The sequence below is a fragment of the Fibrobacter sp. genome (assembly GCF_045131395.1).
GTDB lineage: Bacteria > Fibrobacterota > Fibrobacteria > Fibrobacterales > Fibrobacteraceae > Fibrobacter.
Genome location: NZ_JBGUQY010000004.1, coordinates 175,885 through 196,538, shown reverse-complemented (window position 1 = coordinate 196,538; position 20,654 = coordinate 175,885). Strand labels below are relative to the sequence as shown.

General features: G+C 52.5%; 17 protein-coding genes. 9 read left to right on the top strand and 8 right to left on the bottom strand.

Annotation, left to right across the window (positions count from 1 at the left end; genetic code table 11):
• Positions 1–9: 9 nt before the first annotated feature.
• Genes ACJMNB_RS03130 through ACJMNB_RS03115 form a run of 4 tightly spaced genes read left to right on the top strand, consistent with a single transcriptional unit; the run spans position 10 to position 3,109 of the window.
• On the top strand, positions 10–1,248 hold the full coding sequence (locus ACJMNB_RS03130) for a class I SAM-dependent RNA methyltransferase (protein ID WP_405338899.1): 1,239 nt from the start codon (positions 10–12) through the stop codon (positions 1,246–1,248).
• A gap of 50 nt (positions 1,249–1,298) precedes the next feature.
• Positions 1,299–1,733 carry a hypothetical protein gene (locus ACJMNB_RS03125; RefSeq protein ID WP_405338897.1) on the top strand — a complete coding sequence of 145 codons (435 nt, stop codon included), beginning with the start codon at positions 1,299–1,301 and terminating at the stop codon, positions 1,731–1,733.
• Positions 1,734–1,736: 3 nt separating this feature from the next.
• Complete coding sequence (locus ACJMNB_RS03120) at positions 1,737–2,657, top strand: hypothetical protein (RefSeq protein ID WP_405338895.1); 921 nt, start codon at positions 1,737–1,739, stop codon at positions 2,655–2,657.
• Positions 2,657–3,109 (top strand): hypothetical protein, encoded by a 453-nt coding sequence (locus tag ACJMNB_RS03115; RefSeq protein WP_405338893.1) that lies wholly within the window; start codon positions 2,657–2,659, stop codon positions 3,107–3,109. Before ACJMNB_RS03120 ends, ACJMNB_RS03115 begins: the two co-directional genes overlap by 1 nt.
• 149 nt (positions 3,110–3,258) lie before the next feature.
• Here the strand turns inward: ACJMNB_RS03115 and ACJMNB_RS03110 are convergent, their stop codons facing one another.
• Positions 3,259–6,702 carry a hypothetical protein gene (locus ACJMNB_RS03110; RefSeq protein ID WP_405338891.1) on the bottom strand — a complete coding sequence of 1,148 codons (3,444 nt, stop codon included), beginning with the start codon at positions 6,700–6,702 and terminating at the stop codon, positions 3,259–3,261.
• A gap of 224 nt (positions 6,703–6,926) precedes the next feature.
• Entirely contained in the window at positions 6,927–8,987 is a 2,061-nt protein-coding gene (locus ACJMNB_RS03105) for a cellulase family glycosylhydrolase (protein WP_405338889.1), read from the bottom strand.
• Between the two features lie 249 nt (positions 8,988–9,236).
• On the opposite strand from ACJMNB_RS03105, the gene ACJMNB_RS03100 reads away from it, so the two are divergent.
• The gene (locus ACJMNB_RS03100) at positions 9,237–10,613 is read left to right on the top strand and encodes a nitroreductase family protein (RefSeq protein WP_405338887.1); all 1,377 of its coding nucleotides are present in this window, start codon (positions 9,237–9,239) and stop codon (positions 10,611–10,613) included.
• Here ACJMNB_RS03100 and ACJMNB_RS03095 read toward each other — a convergent pair.
• Positions 10,610–11,302: an LrgB family protein gene (locus tag ACJMNB_RS03095; protein WP_405338885.1), complete on the bottom strand. Its 693-nt coding sequence runs from the start codon at positions 11,300–11,302 to the stop codon at positions 10,610–10,612. The two genes, ACJMNB_RS03100 and ACJMNB_RS03095, sit on opposite strands and share 4 nt — an antisense overlap.
• On the bottom strand, positions 11,299–11,724 hold the full coding sequence (locus ACJMNB_RS03090; protein ID WP_405338883.1) for a CidA/LrgA family protein: 426 nt from the start codon (positions 11,722–11,724) through the stop codon (positions 11,299–11,301). The genes ACJMNB_RS03095 and ACJMNB_RS03090 overlap by 4 nt, the downstream gene beginning before the upstream one ends.
• A 42-nt stretch (positions 11,725–11,766) precedes the next feature.
• Here ACJMNB_RS03090 and fmt point away from each other — a divergent pair, with 42 nt between their 5' ends.
• The 4 genes from fmt to ACJMNB_RS03070 are packed head-to-tail and all read left to right on the top strand — an operon-like array spanning position 11,767 to position 16,290.
• Positions 11,767–12,693 (top strand): methionyl-tRNA formyltransferase, encoded by a 927-nt coding sequence (gene fmt / locus ACJMNB_RS03085; RefSeq protein WP_405338881.1) that lies wholly within the window; start codon positions 11,767–11,769, stop codon positions 12,691–12,693.
• Complete coding sequence (locus ACJMNB_RS03080; protein WP_405338879.1) at positions 12,686–13,981, top strand: transcription antitermination factor NusB; 1,296 nt, start codon at positions 12,686–12,688, stop codon at positions 13,979–13,981. Before fmt ends, ACJMNB_RS03080 begins: the two co-directional genes overlap by 8 nt.
• A gap of 12 nt (positions 13,982–13,993) precedes the next feature.
• Positions 13,994–14,596, top strand: a complete 603-nt coding sequence (locus ACJMNB_RS03075; protein WP_405338877.1) for a hypothetical protein — start codon at positions 13,994–13,996, stop codon at positions 14,594–14,596.
• Entirely contained in the window at positions 14,596–16,290 is a 1,695-nt protein-coding gene (locus ACJMNB_RS03070) for a hypothetical protein (RefSeq protein ID WP_405338875.1), read from the top strand. The genes ACJMNB_RS03075 and ACJMNB_RS03070 overlap by 1 nt, the downstream gene beginning before the upstream one ends.
• Here the strand turns inward: ACJMNB_RS03070 and ACJMNB_RS03065 are convergent, their stop codons facing one another.
• From ACJMNB_RS03065 to ACJMNB_RS03050, 4 genes are read right to left on the bottom strand one after another with little or no spacing between them, the layout of a single operon-like run.
• Entirely contained in the window at positions 16,291–17,406 is a 1,116-nt protein-coding gene (locus ACJMNB_RS03065) for an A/G-specific adenine glycosylase (protein ID WP_405338873.1), read from the bottom strand.
• On the bottom strand, positions 17,406–18,854 hold the full coding sequence (locus tag ACJMNB_RS03060; protein ID WP_405338871.1) for a glycosyltransferase: 1,449 nt from the start codon (positions 18,852–18,854) through the stop codon (positions 17,406–17,408). The genes ACJMNB_RS03065 and ACJMNB_RS03060 overlap by 1 nt, the downstream gene beginning before the upstream one ends.
• The gene (gene hisA / locus ACJMNB_RS03055; RefSeq protein WP_405338869.1) at positions 18,823–19,599 is read right to left on the bottom strand and encodes a phosphoribosylformimino-5-aminoimidazole carboxamide ribotide isomerase; all 777 of its coding nucleotides are present in this window, start codon (positions 19,597–19,599) and stop codon (positions 18,823–18,825) included. The genes ACJMNB_RS03060 and hisA overlap by 32 nt, the downstream gene beginning before the upstream one ends.
• The gene (locus tag ACJMNB_RS03050; RefSeq protein WP_405338867.1) at positions 19,599–20,645 is read right to left on the bottom strand and encodes a hypothetical protein; all 1,047 of its coding nucleotides are present in this window, start codon (positions 20,643–20,645) and stop codon (positions 19,599–19,601) included. Before ACJMNB_RS03050 ends, hisA begins: the two co-directional genes overlap by 1 nt.
• Between the last annotated feature and the right edge of the window lie 9 nt (positions 20,646–20,654).

Genomic DNA, 20,654 nt, shown 5'->3' with positions numbered 1-20,654 from the left:
ATTTGTGACGTGAATTACGAACTCCGCATAGAAAAAATGGTGCAGGGCGGCGAAGGTATGGCCCGCCTGCCTGATGGTCGCGTATGCTTTGTGCAGGGGGGCCTGCCAGGCGAATTGTGCAAAGTCGAACTTTCGCAGAACAAGAAAGATTTTACGCGGGGTCGAGTTGTTAAAGTTCTTGAAAAAAGTTCCGACCGCGCGGAACCGAAATGCCCGCTTTTCGGAAAATGTGGCGGCTGTAGCCTGCAGCATTTGGCAAGCGAAAAACAGGCGCCATACTTGGAGCGGGTCGAGCGTGAAAATTTCAGGCGCTTGGCCCATGCGGAATTGCCCGAAGATTTCAAGATTCATGTCGGCCCGGCATGGGGCTACAGGAATCGCGCCCGTGTAGTGATTGCTTCTAAAAAGGAAGGCAAGATCGTTTACGGTTTCCGTATGCAAAAAAGCAACGGAATTATCCCTTTTGAAAGTTGCCCCGTGTTGACACCGGCGTTAAATGAATTCCTGAAAAAGAACGCCAAGAGAATTTTTGATTCTGCCAAGAATCGCGGCCCCAAGGCCTATGAACTGGACGTGAATCTTTTTGATAACGGCAAGGGCGAAATCAGCTATTATTACAGAGGCATGCCTGCCCAGGAATTTGAAAAAAATGCCGTTAGCGTTGTAGATATTGCAGGCTCGCAAATCCGTTCGGACGCTTCGGTGTTTTTCCAGAGCAATTTGGCTCTTTTGCCGGAGCTTGTGCAGTCGGTGCAAGAAGCCGTTGATGCTGGCTTTGCAAATGGCGAAGCTAGCGACGCCTGGCTGATAGACTTGTTCAGCGGGGTAGGGTTCTTTGCCGCCCTGTTGAAGGACCGCTTCAAAAAGATTACCACGGTAGAACGTGAAGAAGGTTGCCTTAAGCATGCCCGCCTGAATTTGAACGGGGGCGTTACGGGGGTGTCCCCCGTCCCCAAAAACATAGAGAACGTCTCGGCGCCTGCAGAAGAGTGGCTTGTGAAAAACGTGGTGGATGTACCAGCCACCTTGATCGTGGACCCGCCCCGTACGGGTCTCCCCGTAGAGGCTCTCGACGCCATTGTGAAAAGTTCTGTTAACAGACTGGTCTACGTTTCTTGCGACCCGGTGACCCTTGCCCGCGACTATGCGAAATTCGCCCAGGCCGGGTTTAGCCTCAAAAAAGCGGAAGGATTCGCCTTTTACCCCCAGACGCCCCATTTGGAGATGATGTTCATCCTTTCCCGATAGCCGAGAAAAAGAGTTTTTTCTAGTTTATTCGGTAAGCAATGGAGGCGAGTATGAAAAAATGGTTGTTTGCAATGATGATCGCATGCCTGTTTGCTGGGTGTTCGGTCGAAGAGACCGCAATTGTTTGCGGTAGGGAATGGAACCCTGCGCTAGAAGTAGTGGCCGACACCATGAGCGAATTCGAAATGAGGGATCCCATGATCGTTCAGTTCCGCTATGGCAAGAACTTCGATTTCGCCACGCTGAAAACTACCTTCTACGAAGGGACGATTGCCCATAAGGGTGAAAAGATTTGGGACCACGAAGTGGCCGTTAGCGAAAAGATGGGTGTCTACACGTTGCAAGGCAAGTCCCGCCATCATAGCGGCGTGATGAATGCCCGCGAACTATGTCGTAAAAAAGAACCGGGCCCGGTTGTCATTGAAGTCAGTGGCGATGGCAAGGTGCTCATGTCGAAACAGATTCTCCTTACTAAAAATCGGTAACTCATGAAGAAAATTTTATGCGCTGTCACAGCTGCCCTTATCCTTGGCGGTTGCGGTGAATCAAAAGTCAACGTCAGCTACAAGGTGGACGCCCCTGTTACGGTAGAACTTTATGCCGAAGGCTATTTTTCGACCATAGACCTGAAGGGCGAAGAGAAAATGGGGACGGTGACTGCCGCCTATGCGAACTTGACCTATTCCAATTCGGGAGATACCCTGAAGGTGCACCGTGACTACGTGATGGACAAGTCTCGCGGCTACCTTAAGAACTATATGCCCTCGGAACTGGCTTGGCGTGTGAAGTCGGTGGACATGACGGCCATTGACCGTGAAGTGAAAAGCGTGGATGGCCTGGATAACGGCTACGATTCTTTGCTGGCCCGCATTCCCATGCCCGAAGTCTGGCGCAAGCAGCTCCTGAACCCGGAATACAAGCCGCACTTGAGACGTCTTGAAAAGCACCGCTGGGAAATGGATCACATGCTGGTGGGTGATGTGCCGGTTAAGGGCAACATTACGCAGATACTCAAGGACCAGGGCCGTCTGAACTTCGCTTTGATCCAAGTGGATTCCGTGGTGGTGAAGGGCTTTGAAAACCGTGACCACCGCCGTTGCCTGGATTACGTCGTGTACTTGTGGGAAATGGAAAGTTTCCCCTATTACATCTGGGAACAGCACGTCAATAGCAATATTGTCCCTGAAAAGTTCAAGCACTACAACAAGGGACTTAAGGCCGAATACCAGACTCAGTTCGAGGTGATGATCGACCCGACGACGGGCATTCCTTGTCAGGAACGCGAAGTGAAGGTCGGTACCCATACCATGGTGAACCCTGAAACCAAGGATACCACCACCTTCAAGAGTCAGATTACTCTGGAAAGACTTTATACCGTGAAGAAACCTGAAGCGGAAGAAGCCAAGTAATGATGAATAAAGCCTTCTGCATATCCCTTTGCCTTGGTGCATTCCTGATGGTGGGGTGTACGTCCCACCCGTCGCCCCAGCAGACCATGGTGGATGACCGTTATATGGTCTACAAGGAAATGGAAAAGGCTTACCGTACGGCAGAAGAAGAGTACATGAACCTGCTCTTTAACATCGAGCGTATGCCTGAAGAAGAAGAGCTGTGGATCATGAAGCGTGACAAGATGCTGGAACTGATGCAGCTGAAGGAACTCATGCTGAATGCCCGCGCCGAACTGGACCAGGCCATGCAGGAATGGGAACGCCACATGGTGGACTTGCAGGCGGAACAGAAGAAGGCTCAGGTCAAGCCGTATAACCCGAACTTTACGGGCAGAGACGGTCAACGCACTAGTCCCGGACAGTTGTTGCCCGGCGAAGTCAAACCCAAGCAAAAATACGGCGAACTTTAGAAACAACTACGGCGGGTTTTCACCCGCCTTTCTTTTACTGCAAAACTCCTGGCCTATTGCCATGAATTTGTGACTTCGCCCTAAGGCGAATGCTGCAGCCATGCTTGCATGGCTATAGCTGAGCCGTCGGCGAAGCGGTTAATAGTTGGCTACTGCCATGAATTTGTGAACCCCATTCCAATGGAGAATTTGATTCTCGTGGGGGCGATGCTTTCGGGAATGCCCGGAACGTCGATGGGCGAGAGCTTCTCGCCGCCTTCCAAATTGTCGTCTTCGCCGATGCGGTTAAGGCCGCGGGCCAGCGTAAGCGAGATGTCGAACGGGGTGCCGTAGAAGATACGGTTGCTCATGCGGAAGGATAGACCTACAGAACGGTCCCAGAAACGGTGGTCCGTAAGCTTGTCGGTATCGAACCACTTGGAGTTCCAGGCGGCGCCCATCTGGGCGAATCCGTCGATGTAGAAACTGCGGGTCTCAAAGATCCACAGGGACTTGCGCCAGTCATCATAGACGGGGAACAGGTAGTGGAGTTCTGCGATGGCGGTGCGCATACCGGCGAGCGTGTAGCTTTCGGAGTTACGCAGGTAGGGGTAGCCTTCGAGGAACAGGGCGTCGTAGTAGTAAGAATCGAGCGTGTCCTGCTTGGCGTCGGTACTCCATTTGTACACGCCTGCAATTTTACCGCCGGCCGCAAGGCGGGCGCCGGTAAGCGGGCTCTGGATGCTTCCGTAAAGATTGACGCCGAGTTCGTTGATGTGGAAGTTGCGGTACTTGGGCGTGATTTTGCCGTTTGCGTTAATGGTAAAGCTTTCGGCGAATGTTCCCGGACGGTACAAGTCAGAAGTAGACGATTGTAGGTACAGGCGCAGTCCGTTCCCTTGCCCGGTGATTTCAGAGCCTTCGGCATGATCGCCATAGAGGCCGAGGGCGATGAGCAAGCTCAGGCGTTTCTGGTAAGTCCAGTCGAAGTTGTCTTCGTAGAGGTTGAAGTTTGCCCAGTCGTAGCTGACGGCGATTTGCAGGGTGTCGATGCTCTTGAAAATGCTGTAGCCGGCTCCGGCCATAATAGCCTGCATGGGAATGGCATAATGGCTTGTGTGAAGGCTGTCGCCGTTGTTGGCTGCGACATCTTCGTTGCGGACTGTGTCTTTGCTGGTGTAATTCGCGTAGGTGTAGCTGAGGGCGAGGTCGAGAGGCGTGCTCTTGTTTTCCCAAGAAACGAAGAATTCCTTTTCTTGTTTGGGATTCAAACCGTCACCGTTGATGTAGTCAAATCCGGCGCCAATTTCCAGAAGCAATCCGATTTGAACGGTGTTCTTTTTGAGAGGGTCCGAAAGGATGGCGGCTAGCCCGGCCTTTGCTTTCAGCTTTCCTTCGCCATAGACCGTAAGGTCGGGGGCGTTTTCGCTGAAGACCACCATGGGTACAAACAGGGGAACGAAGGGGATGGGCTTGTAGTCCCGTTCGATGCCAGCGAATTCGATGTCTGCGATTTCGATGGGCTTCTTGATTTTTTCAATAGGTGTACCGCGGAGCGTGATGGCCGCGGGGGCGGGTTTTTGCGTAATGGTTTGCGAGGTGTCTGCAACCTTGATGACTGAATCACGGGAAACGATTTGAGGGATGCAGGGCACTGAATCTGTGGATTGCGTCGCCCCTTCGGGGCCCGCAATGACGTTAGACGTGTCGGTCGGAGCAACGCAGTTTGTATCAGCGATTTGGATGGTGCTGTCCCGTTCTGTAATGGAAACTGTCGTGTCGTTGACCATGGGAACGGTGGAGTAGGGCATCTTGTAGAGCGAGAAACCGTCCTTGTCGTATTCCGTGAAGTAGAGCGTGTCTCCGGCCAGAACGGGGGTGAATGCGCCGCCGACCACGTTGGTGAGCGGGGTTTCTGCGCCGGTGGTCAAGTCTTTCTCGATCAAGTTGAAAATGCCGTTGCGGTTGCTGGCAAAGATAATCCTGTTGTTGTCAAGCCAGTTTACGTCGCGTTCGTCGAATCCTTCGGTGCTGACAATCTTGAAGTTGCTGCCGTCGCTATCGATGATGGCGATTCCGCGGGTTACGTCGTCAAAGAAACTAAAGGCGATGTGCTTACCGTCGGGGCTGAATTTCGGACTGTAAATGTTGTAGTAGTCGAATTTGGCGTCGGGAACGTAAATGTCTACGGGATCTTCGGAGGTATAGTCGTTAATGTCTTTGGGGTAAGGAACCTTGGACAGCTTGAAACGGGTGCTATATGGTTCACGCATGGCGAAAATAATGGTGGTTCCCTGGGCGTCGATGGCGGGGTAGACCGCATCGGCCAGGTATGTCACGAAAATCATTTTCTTGTTGGTATCGCTTACGGCGATGTCGAAGTGGGCATGGCCATCCTTGTCGCGGTTCTGGTAGCTGACATAGGCGAGAAGGGGACCCTGGGTGCTGTCTTCATGAACACCAATGCCTTTGTCGAGCCAGGCCTTTTTGAGCTTGAATCCGTGCTTGGCGTAGTCGCCGATTTCAATGGTGCTGTCTTCGCTGTCGTTTTCGACGGTGATTTCGCCGATTTCTACACCGTCAATGACTTCGTCTTTCTGGCTGGAGTCCTTCTTGTCGAGAGGCATCTTGAAAAGCCCGCCGTCAAACCAGAGCCCGCCGAAATTGGATACGCCGTAGAGGGTCTTGCCAGCCACAATGGGGAAATCTTGCCAGAAGGAGCCTTCTGTCATCTTGGTTCCTTCTACAAGGGGACCGAGGCTATCGCGCTGCGCCTTGTAGGCTTCGGTGATTTCTTTTTTCCAGTTATCGTAGAGTTGCTGTTCGCTGATGCCGAGAACTTTCTTGATCGCACCGTCGAGAGTCATGCGGTGGTATTTGGACAGCTCGTGCCAAATCTTGGGCATGGCGTCTTCGCCGTACTTCTGGCTGATGTAGCGTACCAGCGAAAAACCCTGGGTGTAGGGGCCCAGTTCTGCAAAAAGCGAATTGTCCGAGAAGTCGTGCATGTAGGGGAGCGTGAGCAGACTGTCGTTAAGGGCCGCCACACGGAGCAACATGTCGCGATGGCTGTCCCAGGCGTCAAAGCCCATGCGGCTAGATTCGTACTGGGCGGTACCTTCGGCGAACCAGAGCGGTTGCAGCGTAAAGGGGATCAGGGTTGCGAAATCCTGGGTGGTTCGCTCGTTGTAATAGTCGGTGTAGCTGAGCTGCAAGCCGTATATGCTGGGCTTGAACTTGCTTGCGTTTTCGATGCTGACCAGGTGACTGAATTCGTGGGTCACCACGTCCGAAAGCCAACCATGGCTACTGCGGATTTTAAAGTCCCAGTTGGTAAGCCAAAGATTGATGGAGTTTTCACTGGGAATGGCGTTGCCATTGCTGTAAAGGGCGTTATTGAGGGTCGCATTCACGCGGCCGGGCAAATCGTGGTGGTAACGGCTTACTACGGAGTCGTAAACGGCTTCGGCGTAGGCGGAAACCTTCGATGCGTGGGAAGAATATTCGGCCGGGTAAATGAAGTTGAAATGATCGGTGCCTGCGGCTTTCCAGTGAATGTCGCTATTGTTGCCGTAAAAACCGTTGGCGAAAGCTACGCCAACACAAAAAAACACAAGGCTCGAAATATAGGCACGCATAAGTACCCCACAATATACAAAATGGTGAACCGAAATATTAAAAATGGCGAGTCTCGACGGCAGGCAAAAGGGCTGCCGTTGAGGCGAAGGGTGACCTATGACAAGCCAATCCTTTTGGAGTTTTCATACATCTTTGGTCGCTATAATAAAAGACCGCCCTTAATGGGGCGGTCTTCTATGATTATGGGAGTAGTTTCTGATTACTTAAGGCCGTAGGCTTCGTCCATGCCTTCGATGAGTTTGGAGCCCTTGACGCCATCTGCAGCAGATTCGAAGAGGGAGAATCCGCCAGTGTAACCCCAGTGGGTGAGCGGAATTTCCAGCGTGTCGCTGATTTCTCTCATGGCGGTCATGTAGTTCAGCACAGACTGTTTGTCGGTCTTCAGGTTATAGGCACCGAATTCGTTAATGATCACCGGAACATTGTTCCTAGCGGCCCATTCCTTGGCGGGGAGGATCAGATTAAGAATGTATTCCTTGTTAGCGATTTCGTTGTAGCTGAAGATGGCATCCTTGTACCACTTGGGGAGAGACTTCGTAACACCGAAATCTGCGCTGTATTCGGACCACTTTTCCTTATCGTAGGGGAACATCAGGTTCTTCACGCTCTTGAGGTCCGTCCAGTTTGTGCTCTGGTGAGTGAATACGAACGGTTCGTAAGTGTGAATGGCGTAGACGATGTTGTCGTCATTGAGTGTTGTTCCCTTGGCGAGGAGCTTGATGGAATACCATTCAGCATCGCCGAAGATAAGGGTGTGCTTCTTGTCGACGGTGCGGATGGAGTCGATGATTTCCTGTGCAGCCTTGCGCCAGTTGGCGGTGCTGACCTTGCCGTTTTTCATGTCGGGTTCGTTCAGCAGTTCAAAGAAGATGTCTTCGCGGGCATTTTCTGCGTAGTGGGCTGCAACGTGCTTCCACACTTCGGCCATCATCTTGGTGTACTTGGCGTTGATGGCGGTCTTGGTGTTGTAGCCGTTGTCGTATTCGTGGTAGTCGATGACGAAGGACATGCCGTATTTAGCGGTCCATTCGTCAAAGGCATCGAGGACTCCGAAGAGGTTTTCGTCGTCGAATGCGAGGGCGACCGTGTCGGCAGCGTCGGCAACGAAGGCGTCACGGTTGGTAGCGTAATGGTCAAGGTCGATGGGCAGACGCAGGGACTTGATGCCGTTTTGGGCCATGAGCTTTACGTCGTCCTCGTCAAACTTGAATTTGCCATTGAATACTGCGGAACTGTCTTCGAGCCAGTTGGTAATGTTGATACCCTTGTTCAGGTACTTCATGGCCTTGGCCTGAAGAGGATTGGAAATGGCGATGTCACCAATGGTGACTTCCGGAATGACGGGGTCCTTGATTTCCATGTCGGCGACGTCTTTTTCCACTTCGCTGGTATCTTGCAGGTAGACGTTGTCGATGAGCAAGGAGTCAATCTTGCCGTTACCCTTGGCCTGGAAACTGATGTTTGTAATGTTGGCCGGGTTGAATTCCACTTCTACACCGCCCCAACCTTCTTGCGCCAGGTCCTTGAAGCGGACCACAGCCTTGGTCCATGTGCGGGAGGCCTTCATGCTCATCATGTGGACGTCGTAATTGGTCACGTCGGAAGTTTCGACGCGAACGGTATGGGCACCGCCCTTGTACCAATAAGTGAGGCCACCGTATTTGGTGTAATCGACTTCGGTATCCACGGTTACGCCCCAGCCGACGTACGGGTCGTACTTGTATTCACCCTTGTCGAGAGCGTAATAGACAGCCCAGACGTAATTGGTGCCATTGTCGGACTTTCTTGCGGTGGTGTAACCGTCTTCATTTACGGGAGACTTGATTTCGGATGCGCCGTCACCATCGTCGCCGCCATTGTTGTCATTATAGTCGTACCAGTAGAATTCACCCTGCAGGGAGGCATTGTCGCCATCTTCAAAGTCGTCGATGAGGAGGCCCTTTCCTTCTTCCTTGGGAATGGTAACTGCGGCTACGATGTCCGTTGCTTCGGGCGGCATGACAACCTTGCTTCCGCTGGGTTCCGTGGCCGTAGAATCGTCTACAGCGGGAATCGAATCGGTGGGGGTAGATGCTGTGTCTGCAGGTGTGTTGGCAGAATCGCCGGGAGTCGGATTGTCGTTAACTTGAGTGGAGTCGGTTACCGGGAGATTGTCGATAGGGGTATCGACAGATTTACTGGAGGAGTCGTCACCGCAGGCGCTCAGGAAAAAGAGTGCCGCTGCGGAAAGAGATAGACTGGTTTTGGCTTTGAAGTTCATCTTGACCTCTCATTTGAGTTTTATGTATTCTAAAAACTATTTTGCTGCGAGGTGAAAAGAAAGGATTTTGCTTCAATTTGCGTTTACGCGAGTAAACTCGGAAGTCTCCATTTTCACCCTTTTACCCTAAATTTATCACCGAAAAATCAAAGCGATTCTGACTAAATGGCTTGTTTTTGTGTGAGTGTAGTAGGTGTATCTTTGCGTTTACAGCCTCTATAAACTGGATTTTTTACTACCTTTTGATTGATGCGTTTTTTTTCTGAAAAATATCACAGTTCCGTCTGCTTTGTTCGCAAAGAAAAGCCTGCAGACTTGTGCTGGGAAACGCAGAAGATGGTTGACCGACGTTACGTTGGTTGCAATCGGATTGATTTAAAGAAAGAAGACGTCCCCCCTTACGGCTATGTTTCTGGGGACAAATTAAAACCGGTCAAGGTTTATGTGGTGATACGTGGGCGCTCGGTGCCCGATGGCGTATACACCTACGATGGCGCTGGTCAAAGTGCAGTGCCCGATGTGGCGGGACAGCTGGTGCGTATTGGCGGCAAGGACGAAATGAAAAAAATCGTGGCCGCCTTTCCGGATAAGGACTTCGCAGGTGAAGCTCCGCTGCTCTACATTTTTACGGGGCTTTTTGAACGTTCCGTTTGGCGCTACAGGGAATCTGCCTATGCGCAAGTGACGCAAGACGTGGGCGCTTGTGCGGCTAGCGTCATGCTGCATTCCAAGGCCAAGGGTGCCAAGGTTTTCGCTTTGAGTGGTTTTGTAGATGACGAAATTGCAGTAGCGTTGAATCTGCCTGCCACAGAAATCCCGCTGGCTGCTTTGGCGGTGTTCCCGGAATATAGCGAATTGGCTTTTGATTCTGTTGACGGCGGCGTAGGCGAAACGGCTTATTCTAATCGCGGTGAAATGGAATCGGAAATAGATTACGATGCATCGCGATACCCGTCGCTATTCATGCGGCAGAACCGTGCAGAAAATATAACGGACCTTTCGAAGTGTATCCGTATTCGAAGGCTTGCGGCCCAGGCATTCCCGGGAGACGAATTCCCGCTGACTCCGGCCAAGTTCGACGCGGCTCATTACCTCGATAAAATCCAGGACATCGAAGAGCCCCTGAATAACCGCTTGCCCTTTAGGAAGGCGGGGCTTGACTTGGATGATTTTTCCAGTATACTCCGTTGGCTGGAGGCCGGACAGATCAATTTGTTCGGCGCAGGCCTTTTGAGAATCTGGATAGTCTCTTTTGATGTGATGTTTGTTTACCCGGGTGTGTATCGATACGTGCCTGTGCGCAAATCGATTTACATGCAGTCGGGAATGTTGAATGTCAAAAAGTTCGCCAAATGCCATTTGTCTCCCGAAGTGGCGGATAATACGGCCCTTGCGGTGATTTTGACGGCGGACTTGAAAGAATCCTGCAATCTGCAGGGAGAACGTGCCTACCGGTACATGAACTTGAATGCGGGTTATTTTATTCAGTCCATGACCCTGTCGGCGACACTAGTCCGCAGAACTTTGCGTAGCGAAAGGTTCTTCTATCACGATGAACTTAGAACGCTATGTGAAATTCCCGAAAATGAAAGCATTATCGCCGAGATTCTGGTCGGCAAAACTTAAGCCATCAGCTTTAAGATAATCGGCGTGACGATGGCGGTAAATAGCCCGGCGAGGCCTATGGATAGGCTACTCATGGCTCCTTGAATTTCTCCCATTTCCATGGCCTTGGTAGTACCCAGTGCATGGCTTGCGGTACCGATGGCGATTCCCTGCGCGACCTTGTGCTTGATGCGGCAGAACCTGCATACGGCGGGGGCTGCGACCGCACCCGTGATTCCCGTGACGGTAATCGCGATAATCGTTACCGAGGGAATGCCGCCAATCTGCGCCGAGATGACGCTACCCATGGGAATCGTGATGGACTTGGGCAAAAGCGAAAGCATGAGCGTATCGCTGAGGCCGACGAGTTTGCTTACGACAATGACGCAGGCAAGCGAGGTGAGGCTGCCCGCAAAAATTCCGGCGAGAATCGGTTTCCAGAATTGCTTGAGCTTGGAAATTTGCCTATAGAGGGGGACTGCAAGCACCACGGTAGCGGGCGAAAGCATGACCGAGATGTAGTCTCCGCCCACATTGTAGCTTTCAAGGCTGATTCCTGTAGTAAGCAGGAATCCTACAATTAAGATGTTTGCAATCAGGAGCGGGTTCAAGAAGGAATACTTGAATTTTTTGCTGATGGTGACGCCGATTTCGAAGGCGACAAGCGAAAGCATAATTCCGAACAGGGGAGAATTGATGATGGCGTTCATTTTTCGCCCCCGTTTGATTCGTTATGAGGAGCTCGCTTGGTGAGGCGTTCTGCACGTAATGCCAAATTTTCGCGGTATTCCTGCTTGCGGATGAACAATTGCGTAACGCGGCCGCCGACAGCGATGGTGACGAGCGTGAAAGCGATGCACAAAAACAGGAGTAGGGGCCATTTCGAAAGGACGTCGTCGCCGACGGCCATGATGGCAATGCTCGGTGGTAAAAAGAAAAGTGCCAAGTGATTCAGGAAAAAGCTGGAAACGCCCGAAATCTGCTCCGGCTTGATTGCTTTTGTACAAAGTAAAATCAGAAGCAGGACCATGCCGATAATGTTCCCCGGGAGGGGTACGCCTACGATGCGGTGGAGGAATTCCCCGGCCACACAAATGGCGAAAATGACGGCAAGTTGGAGCGGTATTCTCATTTCGGGCGTAAATGTAGAAAAGTATATTCTATATTTCAAGCTATGAAAATCGTATTTATGGGAACGCCGGAATTCGCGGCCTGTTTTTTGAAGCATCTCAAGGAATCTGATTTTGCAGACGTGGTGGCTGTGGTGACTCAGCCCGACAGGCCTGCAGGGCGCGGGCGCGTGTTAACGCCGCCGCCAGTCAAGCAACTGGCGCTCGAATACGGGCTGCCCGTACTCCAGCCGACCGACTTGAAGGCTCCCGAATTCGAGAGCGACCTGCGCGCCTTCGATGCGGATTTGTTCGTGGTCGTTGCCTATTCGATTTTGCCGAAGAATATTCTGGCTGTCGCCAAGCATGGTGCGGTGAATGTACACGGTAGCCTGTTGCCCAAGTATCGTGGTGCCGCCCCCGTGCAGCGTGCGATTGCTGACGGCCTGCCCGAAACAGGCGTGACCGTGTTCCGCCTGGATGAAAAGATGGACCATGGTCCGATTCTTGCCCAGAAGACGGTGGTGATTGACCATCAGGATACGACCGCAAGCCTCTTGGAAAAGATGGTGGCGCCGGGCTGCGAAGCGCTGGACGATGCCATTCATCAGTTGCTTGAAGGCCGCGAAAAGGACTTGACGCAGGACCATGCGCAGGCCAGTGGCGCCCCGAAGCTTAAAAAAGAAGAAGGCTTGATTGATTTCAATTTGCCGGCAAAGGTGATTCACGACCGTATTCGCGCCTTTAATCCGTGGCCGGGTGGCTATGGAAAGCTGGGTGGCCGTATGGTTTACTTGCGCAAGACGGATACGCCGGAGAACGGCCCGAAACTGGCCCCGGGCGCGGTGGAATTCAAGGATAACCGATTCTACGTGGGCACGGGCGAAGGCGTTCTTGAAGTGATTGAAATTCAGGCCGAAGGTAAGAAGCCGATGCCGGTGGCCGACTTTATGCGCGGAATCCAGAAACGCGAAGGGCTCGCTTTTGCTTGATGAATCGCTGAAAGAGAGAATGGATGCGTTCCGCGTCCTTGTGCTTTGGCAGAAGGACGGTAGCTTTATCAAGGAAAGCGGACTTTCGCCTTTCGCGATGGAACTTGCCTTGGGCGTATGCCGTAGGCATTTGTACCTGCAATACTTTTTAAAGACCCTCGTCAAGAAAATGCCGTCGCTCGAAGTAGCGACCGTGCTTGAGATGGGACTCTTCCAGATGTTCTTTATGGAAATCCCGGACCATGCCGCCGTTTCGACAAGCGTGGAGCTTGCGAAGGCGGCGAACCTTCAAGAAGGTTCCGCGCGGCTGGTGAATGCCGTGTTGCATGCCGCGCGCAAGTCCGGGCTCCCGGCGCTCCCCCCTCAAAAGGTGCGGCGCGTGTCCATCGAGAATTCGGTGCCCGAATGGCTGGTGCGCAGGTGGTTCGATATTTATGGCGGCACACGCGCCGAAGCGCTCGCCAAGGCGACGCTTGAGCGCCCCGTGGAATGGATTCGCGTGAATCTCCAGAAGACTTCTGCTCCGGTGATTGCCCAAAAGCTGGGAATCACAGGCGCAAGCATTCTCTACGACCGCTACATTCAAGTACCCGCCGATGCAAAGCTCAAAACGATTCTGGAATCGGAATCTTTTGCGAAGGGCGAATTCAGCATGCAGAACCCCTCGGCTTACGAAGTCGTGAAACTCTTGGACTTGAAGCCGGGCCTTAAAGTGTGGGATGCCTGTGCTGCTCCCGGCGGAAAGGCCGCCTTGATGGCCGAGATGGATGCTTCCCTCGATATTCTCGCCAGCGATGTGTCTGAATCCCGCGTGCTCAAGATGCGCGATGTGGTGGACCGCTTGGGACTCACGAATGTCCGCGTGGAATGTGTCGATGTACTCGGGGGCGTTGCGGGGGCTCTCCCCGCTAGAGAGGGTAGCGAGCAACGGAAACGTGCGAGCGAGGGAGAGACATCTCCCTTTGACAGAATATTGCTCGATGTCCCGTGCAGCAATATGGGCGTGATTGCGCGCCGTCCGGAATCGGTATACCGCATGACGCCGGAGTCGGTCAAGGAACTGGCGGAATTGCAGTACTCGATTTTGCAGGCGGCCTCGGCCAAGCTTGCTGTGGGCGGAATTCTGGTGTATGCGACTTGCAGCCCTGATCCGGAAGAAACGACCAAGATCGTTAACCGGTTCGTGAAAGAAAATTCTGGATTTGAAAAGGTTGGCGATGCGGTGCTTCCGGGTGCCGAAGATTCGCGTTTTGATGGATTCTTTGCTCAGGCCTTGCGCCGAAAATAACAAAAGGTTTTTATGGGGAAATTAAAGAAAATTTTTTTGCTTGTGGCGGGCGTGGCGTTGTCTGCGTTTGCCCAGGAACCGCAGAATGTTGAAGATGTGGCTTTCTCGAAGGCCTATATCGGAATCGAAGGCGGTGAAATTTATCCGTTCGGCGATTTGATCGATGCTGTTTACAACACCTATTATGGCGGATTCAATTTCCGCTATTCCTACTGGGAAAATGTAGATGGCGTCGTGATGTTCCATTACGCCTACTTTGAACCCCGTCCGGATGCGGTGCCTTATGACGGTGTGCACCAGGCGTCCGGAAAGCTGGGTTTTGATTGGCATTTCCCGATGATCCATCCGGTTAGTTTGGGTGGCGGCTTTGCTTGCAACTGGACCCGTGCCGACTTGGATGATGGCGTGAATAAAGACTCAATTTACAATAAACTGGGTGGAACTTTGACCGACAACGAAACCGAATTCGGCTGGTATGCCCGATTGAACTTGATGATTTTGAATTTGGAAAATTACCGCGTCGGTGTTAACATGATGTGGGAAGAAATTTGGACTTTGCCCAAGCGTTCTGATATGTTGTATGTGGGACTGTATATAGAAAGGAAGCTTTGGTAATGAAGAATTTTGCCCTGATATCTTTGTTATGGGGAGCTGTTGCTTTTGCCCAAGTTCCTGCAGAAATGGAAGGTATGGAATATGAAACCCGTGCCGATGGAACTTTTTTGATTGGTGGCCCGACATACGCCTTCGATAGAGTGATGGGCGCTGGTGGCGTGCATTCTGAAAGCGAACTCTGGACTCCTGCGAAATTGCGTGACCGTATTCTGTTCAACCGTCTGTCGGGAACGCCGGACTGGACTCCCTTGGATCCCGCTGTCTGGGTCAAGACGGGTAACGAACTAGGTGACTTGATTTATCAGGATTTTATAACCGAGACCCATAGGCCTGAAAACAGGACTCCCATTTTGGAGGGGGGCTTCCGTTCTCCGAGCTTTATGGGCTTTTGGGCGACGGCGAGACTTTTCCAGGATGACCATTTTTGCAGTGGTGCGTATGCCTATCGCCGAGACGCCGTAGAAGGAAATTATTCTCATTTTGGAGAAAACTGGCCGATGTTCAGTTCGGTATACGGAGGCTTGGGCTATACGAATTCCCTGGTGAACGCCTCTGTGTTGGCGGGCGAAGAATACCTGTGGTTCTATACGGAAAGTTCCCGCTGGATTCCGGCGCATTACAAGCCCCGTGTAGAGGCCCGTGCCGATGTGGGTAATGTGTCTGTAACCCTGGCTTATGAAGATATTGAATACCAGTACAAGCCGAAAAAAGAAGAAGGTTCCCGTAAAGAAGTGAACGGCTCCGTTTACTACAAGTGCGGTAAGGCTTGCCAGCAGGGAATACTCCAGATTTCTGCCGGTATGGCATTCCGCGCCGTCGATGACGAAGGGACCGTCTACACCGAACTTGAAGAAGATCGTGTGGCATGGCCGTTCATGGAATTGCGTGTACAGCCGGTGCAACGCTTAACTGCCGATGTGACCTTCGGCGTGAATGAGAGGGATTGGCTTGTTCAGGATAGCGTGGAATACTTGGCCCCTGCTCCCGAAAATATGGGCGTTGTGGTTGGCGTCAAGAATATTTCGGGTTCCCGCCTGAACCCGCTTGCCGACACGAAGGAATTCTACAATGGGCACGAAATTGACTTGACCGCCGATGGACAGATGAATTTGGTGCAGGCCTATGCCGCTTATGTGGATACTCTGGGCGGTTTTGTGTCTATTGGCGGCCGCGGTAGTTTCTGGGCTGAACATGGTGCTGAAACTTTTGACGTGGAAGCCTACGAAGTTGATGAAAAGAAGGGGGTGAAGCTCCGCTATGGCGATGTTTCCCGTATTAATCACTGGATTAAGGGCTTGACCGCTGAAATGTGGCTTAATACCTGGTATGGCGACATGTTCAAGTTTACCGCCATGACGGGCTTTGAACACATTGATGGCCCCGTAGACCAGGCCGAAGTGACTCCTGTCGAATTCTATTCGGGCTTTATGGGGGACTGGCTCCTGAATAAGACCTTCAAGGTTTCCCATTCCTTGCGCTACAGAAGCGATGCCAAGTGGAACCTGAGATCTTCTAACCCCATGGTGGTCAAGGGTGACTGGGTATGGGATGCTTCCTTCTCGCAGATGTTCCCCAAGTACGGTATCACTTTGACCGGTACCTTGCTGCATGTGCTTGCCGATGAAGTGGCTGAAACGGTAAATGGCGGCTACGATCGTGTCCGCTTTATTTGCCAGGCGAAGAAGACTTTCTAGTTAAAGTAGGGCGAGGGATTTTAAGCAGAAGCTGTTTGCGAAGAAATCGCTGGCTTCGCTGCGCTTGACCCATCGAAGCTCCGGAGCGGAATGCTGCGGGGCTTTTGTTTTAAGGCAAATGTGCAGAACATCGCAGTCCATTTTGTGGACGGTGATGTTGTGCTTGAAGTTACCCACGTGTTGAACGCTTGTGACCAGGTCTGCGTCAATGTAGGCTTCGGCCTGGGCGGGCAGGCCTGCAGTCGCATGGCGGGGCGATTCAAAGTGGGGTAGCGTAAACTGGTTCTTGAAAAACTTTTGCCCGCCGTGAACCGCAAGAATCTTATGGTCGGCGCTTTCGATAACGAGAACGGTTCCGTGCCAGTCCTTTTGAATGTGCTTCTTGGCGGGCGGAAAGTTGGCGGTGCATTTTTCGGCAAAAGCCTTGCAGGCCCCTTGAAGGGGGCATTTTTCGCAGTCAGGATTCTTGATTTTGCAGACGGTGCGGCCCAGTTCCATGAGGGCCTCGTTGTGCATGTAGGCTTTGGGCGAGTCTGCAATTTCCCGGGCGTAATTCCAGTAGATTTCGGAGGCGCTTTTGCCGTCGCGCTTAATCTTGTCGGTGGGCAAGAAGTCCAGGGCGTAGAGCCGCGAAAAAATGCGTACCAGGTTACCGTCTAGAATGGCTTCCCGCTGGTGGTAGGCGAGGCTCAGGATTGCGCCGGCGGTGTAAGCGCCGATACCCGGCAACGCTTCCAGCTCCTTGCGGGTCTGCGGCATTCTTGCTACGAGGTCATCCTGGAGCCGTTGGCGACGGGATCCATACATTTCTGTTTGGCAAATTATCTTAGCTGTTTTCAGTATATTCCTTGCGCGGCTGTAATAGCCCAAACCCTGCCAGTACTTGAAGACTTCTTCTTCGGTGGCGGCGGCGAGGGCTTTAATGTCCGGAAAACGCTTCATCCACCTCACGAAATAGTCGCGGACGGTAGAAACCTGGGTCTGCTGGAGCATGGTTTCGCTGATCCAGACGGCGTAAGCGTCTCGCGGAGCGTCCAAGTCGGCTAAACGCCACGGAAGTTCCGCGGCGTTCTTTTTGAACCATTCGCGCAGGCGCTTGAGGATGGCGTTATCCATTACATTCCGTAGGCTTCGCGCTTCAGTTTCCTGAAGAATTCGAACTGGGCCTTGGTGGAAGACTCCATGGTGTACTTGAGGCTGCGTTCGTGGGCCACCTGGCGCATCTTGGCGTAGGCTTCGGGCTGTTCCATGTACAGCTTGCGGCATTCTTCCAGCGCATTCAACCAGGCGTCTTCATCGATGGGCAGAATGCGGCCGGCTTCGCTATCCATCACGATATCGTGGGGACCGCCATAGTTGCTGACGATTGCGGGGGTGCCTGTAGACATGGCTTCGACCACCACGTTGCCGAAGGTGTCGGTAACGCTGGGGAACAAGAAGAAGTCGGAATCGGCATAGAGGCTTGCAAGAGTTTCGCCGCCCTGTTCGCCTGCAAAATGCACGCTGTCGTTGCCTTCGAAGAACTTCTTGATTTCTTCCAGGTACCAGCCGTAACCCACGTACATGAGTTCCACGTCGCTATGCTTGGCGGAGAACTTTTTCCAGACGTTGTTCAGGAATTCCAGATTCTTTTCCTTGGAAATGCGGCCGATAAAGGCGAAACGTACCTTGCGGTTGCCTTCGCTTTGGACAGCTTCGGTAGAACCGTTGTACTTTTCCCAGACGCCCTTGCCACGCAATTCCATGGAGAACTTTTCCAGGGGGAGTCCGCGGGGCAGAATTTGCACCTGGTTGGCGGGAATCTTCAGCTGAGAAGTCAGGATGTCGGCGTAGTCCTTGCAGGGGCTTACCACGGGCTTCGTCATGCCGTAGAAAATCTTCATGAGCCAAAGCACAAAGTGGAACATCCACTTGGCCTTCACGAGCGTCTTGGTGTAAGTCGGGACGTCGGTGCGATAATGGCTAAAGACCTTGATGCCTGCAACTTTTGCGCAGAAGCATACGAGCCATGCGCCAGGACTGGGCGTTTCAAATTCAATCAGGTCAATGGGGTAACGCTTGAGCAGGCGAAGAACCGGGCCTACGCGGGGAATGGCCAGTTCGCTGTTGGCATACCCAAGCTGTTCCATGCTGAACATGCGGGGAAGCAAAAGGCAATAGCTGTTTTCTACCACTCCGCATGGGCGGGTGTTGAAGGCGTTGCCTGCCAAAAAGGCGTTCATGCCGTGTGCCCGCATGTAGGGAATCACGTTCCTCAAGTTGTTGGCGATGCCGTTGGTTTCGTCCAGGTTATCCGAATAGAAAAGAATGCGGACGTCGTCGGCGGGGTGTTGCTTGCGTTCCTTTTTCAGGTAAGCGCGCAACTTCAAAAGTTTGGGAATGTTTAAAATCAGCGACCCGAAAACGATGGGCGGAATCATGCCCGTGCGCAGGTTTCCAGGAGGCTGGTGCTTAAAGCCGAACATCTTCTTGAAGGTGCTCGTGACCTTACGCCCGAAAATAGCGGGGCGTGTGTCCAATGCGTCGGTTGCCTTAAGCTTTGTTGAATTTGACGCAGTCGGCATACTTCACTCCTTTTCCACCGAACAGGTCCAAAGCCGATCCGATGGTGAGGTCTATCGTTCCGTTTGAAATTTGCTTACAGTGTTTCAAGTCGGCAAGCGATTTGGCGCCGCCGGCGTAGGTACAAGGAATGGGGCTGTGTTCGGCAAGGAACATGATGAGTTCGTCGTCCATGCCCTGCTGCTTGCCTTCCACATCGGCAGCGTGAATCAGGAATTCGTCGCAGTAGCGGGAAAGGTCTTCCAGCGTTTCTGCGTTCACTTCGATGTCAATCAAAGTCTGCCAGCGGTTAATGGCGATTTTCCAGCGGGGTTCCTCTTCGGGGGCGCTTACACGCTTGCAGCTTAAATCCAGAACCAGATGGTCCTTGCCAACGGTCTTGGATAACAGTTCCAGGCGTTCGCGGTCCAGCTTGCCTTCCGGGAAAATCCAGCTGGTCACAATCACATGGCTAGCGCCGGCATCCAGGTATTCCTTGGCGTTCTCGGCAGTGATGCCGCCGCCTACTTGCAGTCCGCCAGGGTAGGCGGCAAGGGCGGCCTTCGCGGCTTCGGTATTGCCCTTGCCCAACATAATCACGTGCCCGCCCGTGATGCCGTCTTTCTTGTAGAGTTCTGCGAACCAGGCCGGGGAACGGTCCGTTTCGAAATTGGTCTTGAGACCGGCACCGCTGTCGGAGAGCGAACTGCCCACAATCTGTTTTACACGTCCATCGTGCAGGTCAATGCAGGGGCGAAACTTAGTCATTAGTCTTTAACTCCGGTAATGCTCCAGTCCAATTTCTTTCCGTGGCTTGCTTCGCTGCGGCCCCTATAGAACAGGACTTCGCCGCCGGTGACAATCTTGAAGGCCTTCTTGGCGAACCAGCCGTCCACCTTGTCCAGGAGGCTAGCCTTCTGCAGGGTCTTTGCCACGTTGAACTTGAGGACCGGAATACTGGCGTCTTGCCATTCAAATGTCATGTCGCCCTTCGCAAACTTCTTGCCGCTATAGTCGCTGTCGCCTTCCTTGATTGCCTTGGGCTGTGCAACCTTGATTCCGTTTTCGTCGTTGTAGAGCGCATAGCCGAAAGGTTCTCCATCCTTGGAGAGGGAAACGCGGCCTGCGAACAACGGGGATTTTGCACTTGTGCTAAAGTTGATGGAACGTGCGGCAATATCGATTGCCTGTACGGTTTGCCAGGTTTGGTCCATGTAGGCGTAGCCCTTGACGGCAATGGTGTCTTCGTTGTAGGCAATCTTACCCGAAACGCGACCGTAGGGAATATGAACGTATTGTCCAAAGGATTCCTTGCCGATTTTCCATACGCCATTGCCCGAGACCTTTCCGACTACGGCCGATTCAAAGGTCACGTCAAGCAGGAATAGCCCACCCTTGTCTGCGGTAAAGTAGACGCGGTGACCTTTGCCGGGCTTGTGTTCCATCTTGTATTCGCCATTGATGTCGATGGAGCCTGATGCCTTGTCTGGCTGGAGGCGTTCAGGCGGATATTGGCGGCCGACAGTGTATGTCTTGCTTTTGAAATTCCAGAAGCTCATGTCGCAGGTGACCTTGTTGCCTGCACCCGGAATGTTCAGCGTAGAATAATTGATAAAGGCACGGGTGCCGTTGTCAAAAACGAATTGGTAACTCCAAGTCTCGTTAAAATCCTTAGCGCTGTTCTTGTGGGGCATGAAGTCGTCCACAGAAACGTTGCGCACGGCCCCCTGCGGTGCAACAACGTCGCCTGCAAATGCAAAGGCGCAAATGCAGAGAATGGCGAAAGAAATATGTTTTAACATCTTGAAGTACATTGTTTTTAA

What these genes read in the sequence shown, in the direction of transcription:
- ACJMNB_RS03070 (WP_405338875.1), top strand. Translation starts at nt 14,596, where the DNA reads ATGAAGAATTTTGCCCTGATATCTTTGTTATGGGGAGCTGTTGCTTTT.
- ACJMNB_RS03120 (WP_405338895.1), top strand. Translation starts at nt 1,737, where the DNA reads ATGAAGAAAATTTTATGCGCTGTCACAGCTGCCCTTATCCTTGGCGGT.
- ACJMNB_RS03095 (WP_405338885.1), bottom strand. Translation starts at nt 11,302, where the DNA reads ATGAACGCCATCATCAATTCTCCCCTGTTCGGAATTATGCTTTCGCTT.
- hisA (WP_405338869.1), bottom strand. Translation starts at nt 19,599, where the DNA reads ATGACTAAGTTTCGCCCCTGCATTGACCTGCACGATGGACGTGTAAAA.
- ACJMNB_RS03060 (WP_405338871.1), bottom strand. Translation starts at nt 18,854, where the DNA reads ATGCCGACTGCGTCAAATTCAACAAAGCTTAAGGCAACCGACGCATTG.
- ACJMNB_RS03050 (WP_405338867.1), bottom strand. Translation starts at nt 20,645, where the DNA reads ATGTACTTCAAGATGTTAAAACATATTTCTTTCGCCATTCTCTGCATT.
- ACJMNB_RS03105 (WP_405338889.1), bottom strand. Translation starts at nt 8,987, where the DNA reads ATGAACTTCAAAGCCAAAACCAGTCTATCTCTTTCCGCAGCGGCACTC.
- fmt (WP_405338881.1), top strand. Translation starts at nt 11,767, where the DNA reads ATGAAAATCGTATTTATGGGAACGCCGGAATTCGCGGCCTGTTTTTTG.
- ACJMNB_RS03100 (WP_405338887.1), top strand. Translation starts at nt 9,237, where the DNA reads ATGCGTTTTTTTTCTGAAAAATATCACAGTTCCGTCTGCTTTGTTCGC.
- ACJMNB_RS03090 (WP_405338883.1), bottom strand. Translation starts at nt 11,724, where the DNA reads ATGAGAATACCGCTCCAACTTGCCGTCATTTTCGCCATTTGTGTGGCC.
- ACJMNB_RS03125 (WP_405338897.1), top strand. Translation starts at nt 1,299, where the DNA reads ATGAAAAAATGGTTGTTTGCAATGATGATCGCATGCCTGTTTGCTGGG.
- ACJMNB_RS03115 (WP_405338893.1), top strand. Translation starts at nt 2,657, where the DNA reads ATGATGAATAAAGCCTTCTGCATATCCCTTTGCCTTGGTGCATTCCTG.
- ACJMNB_RS03065 (WP_405338873.1), bottom strand. Translation starts at nt 17,406, where the DNA reads ATGGATAACGCCATCCTCAAGCGCCTGCGCGAATGGTTCAAAAAGAAC.
- ACJMNB_RS03075 (WP_405338877.1), top strand. Translation starts at nt 13,994, where the DNA reads ATGGGGAAATTAAAGAAAATTTTTTTGCTTGTGGCGGGCGTGGCGTTG.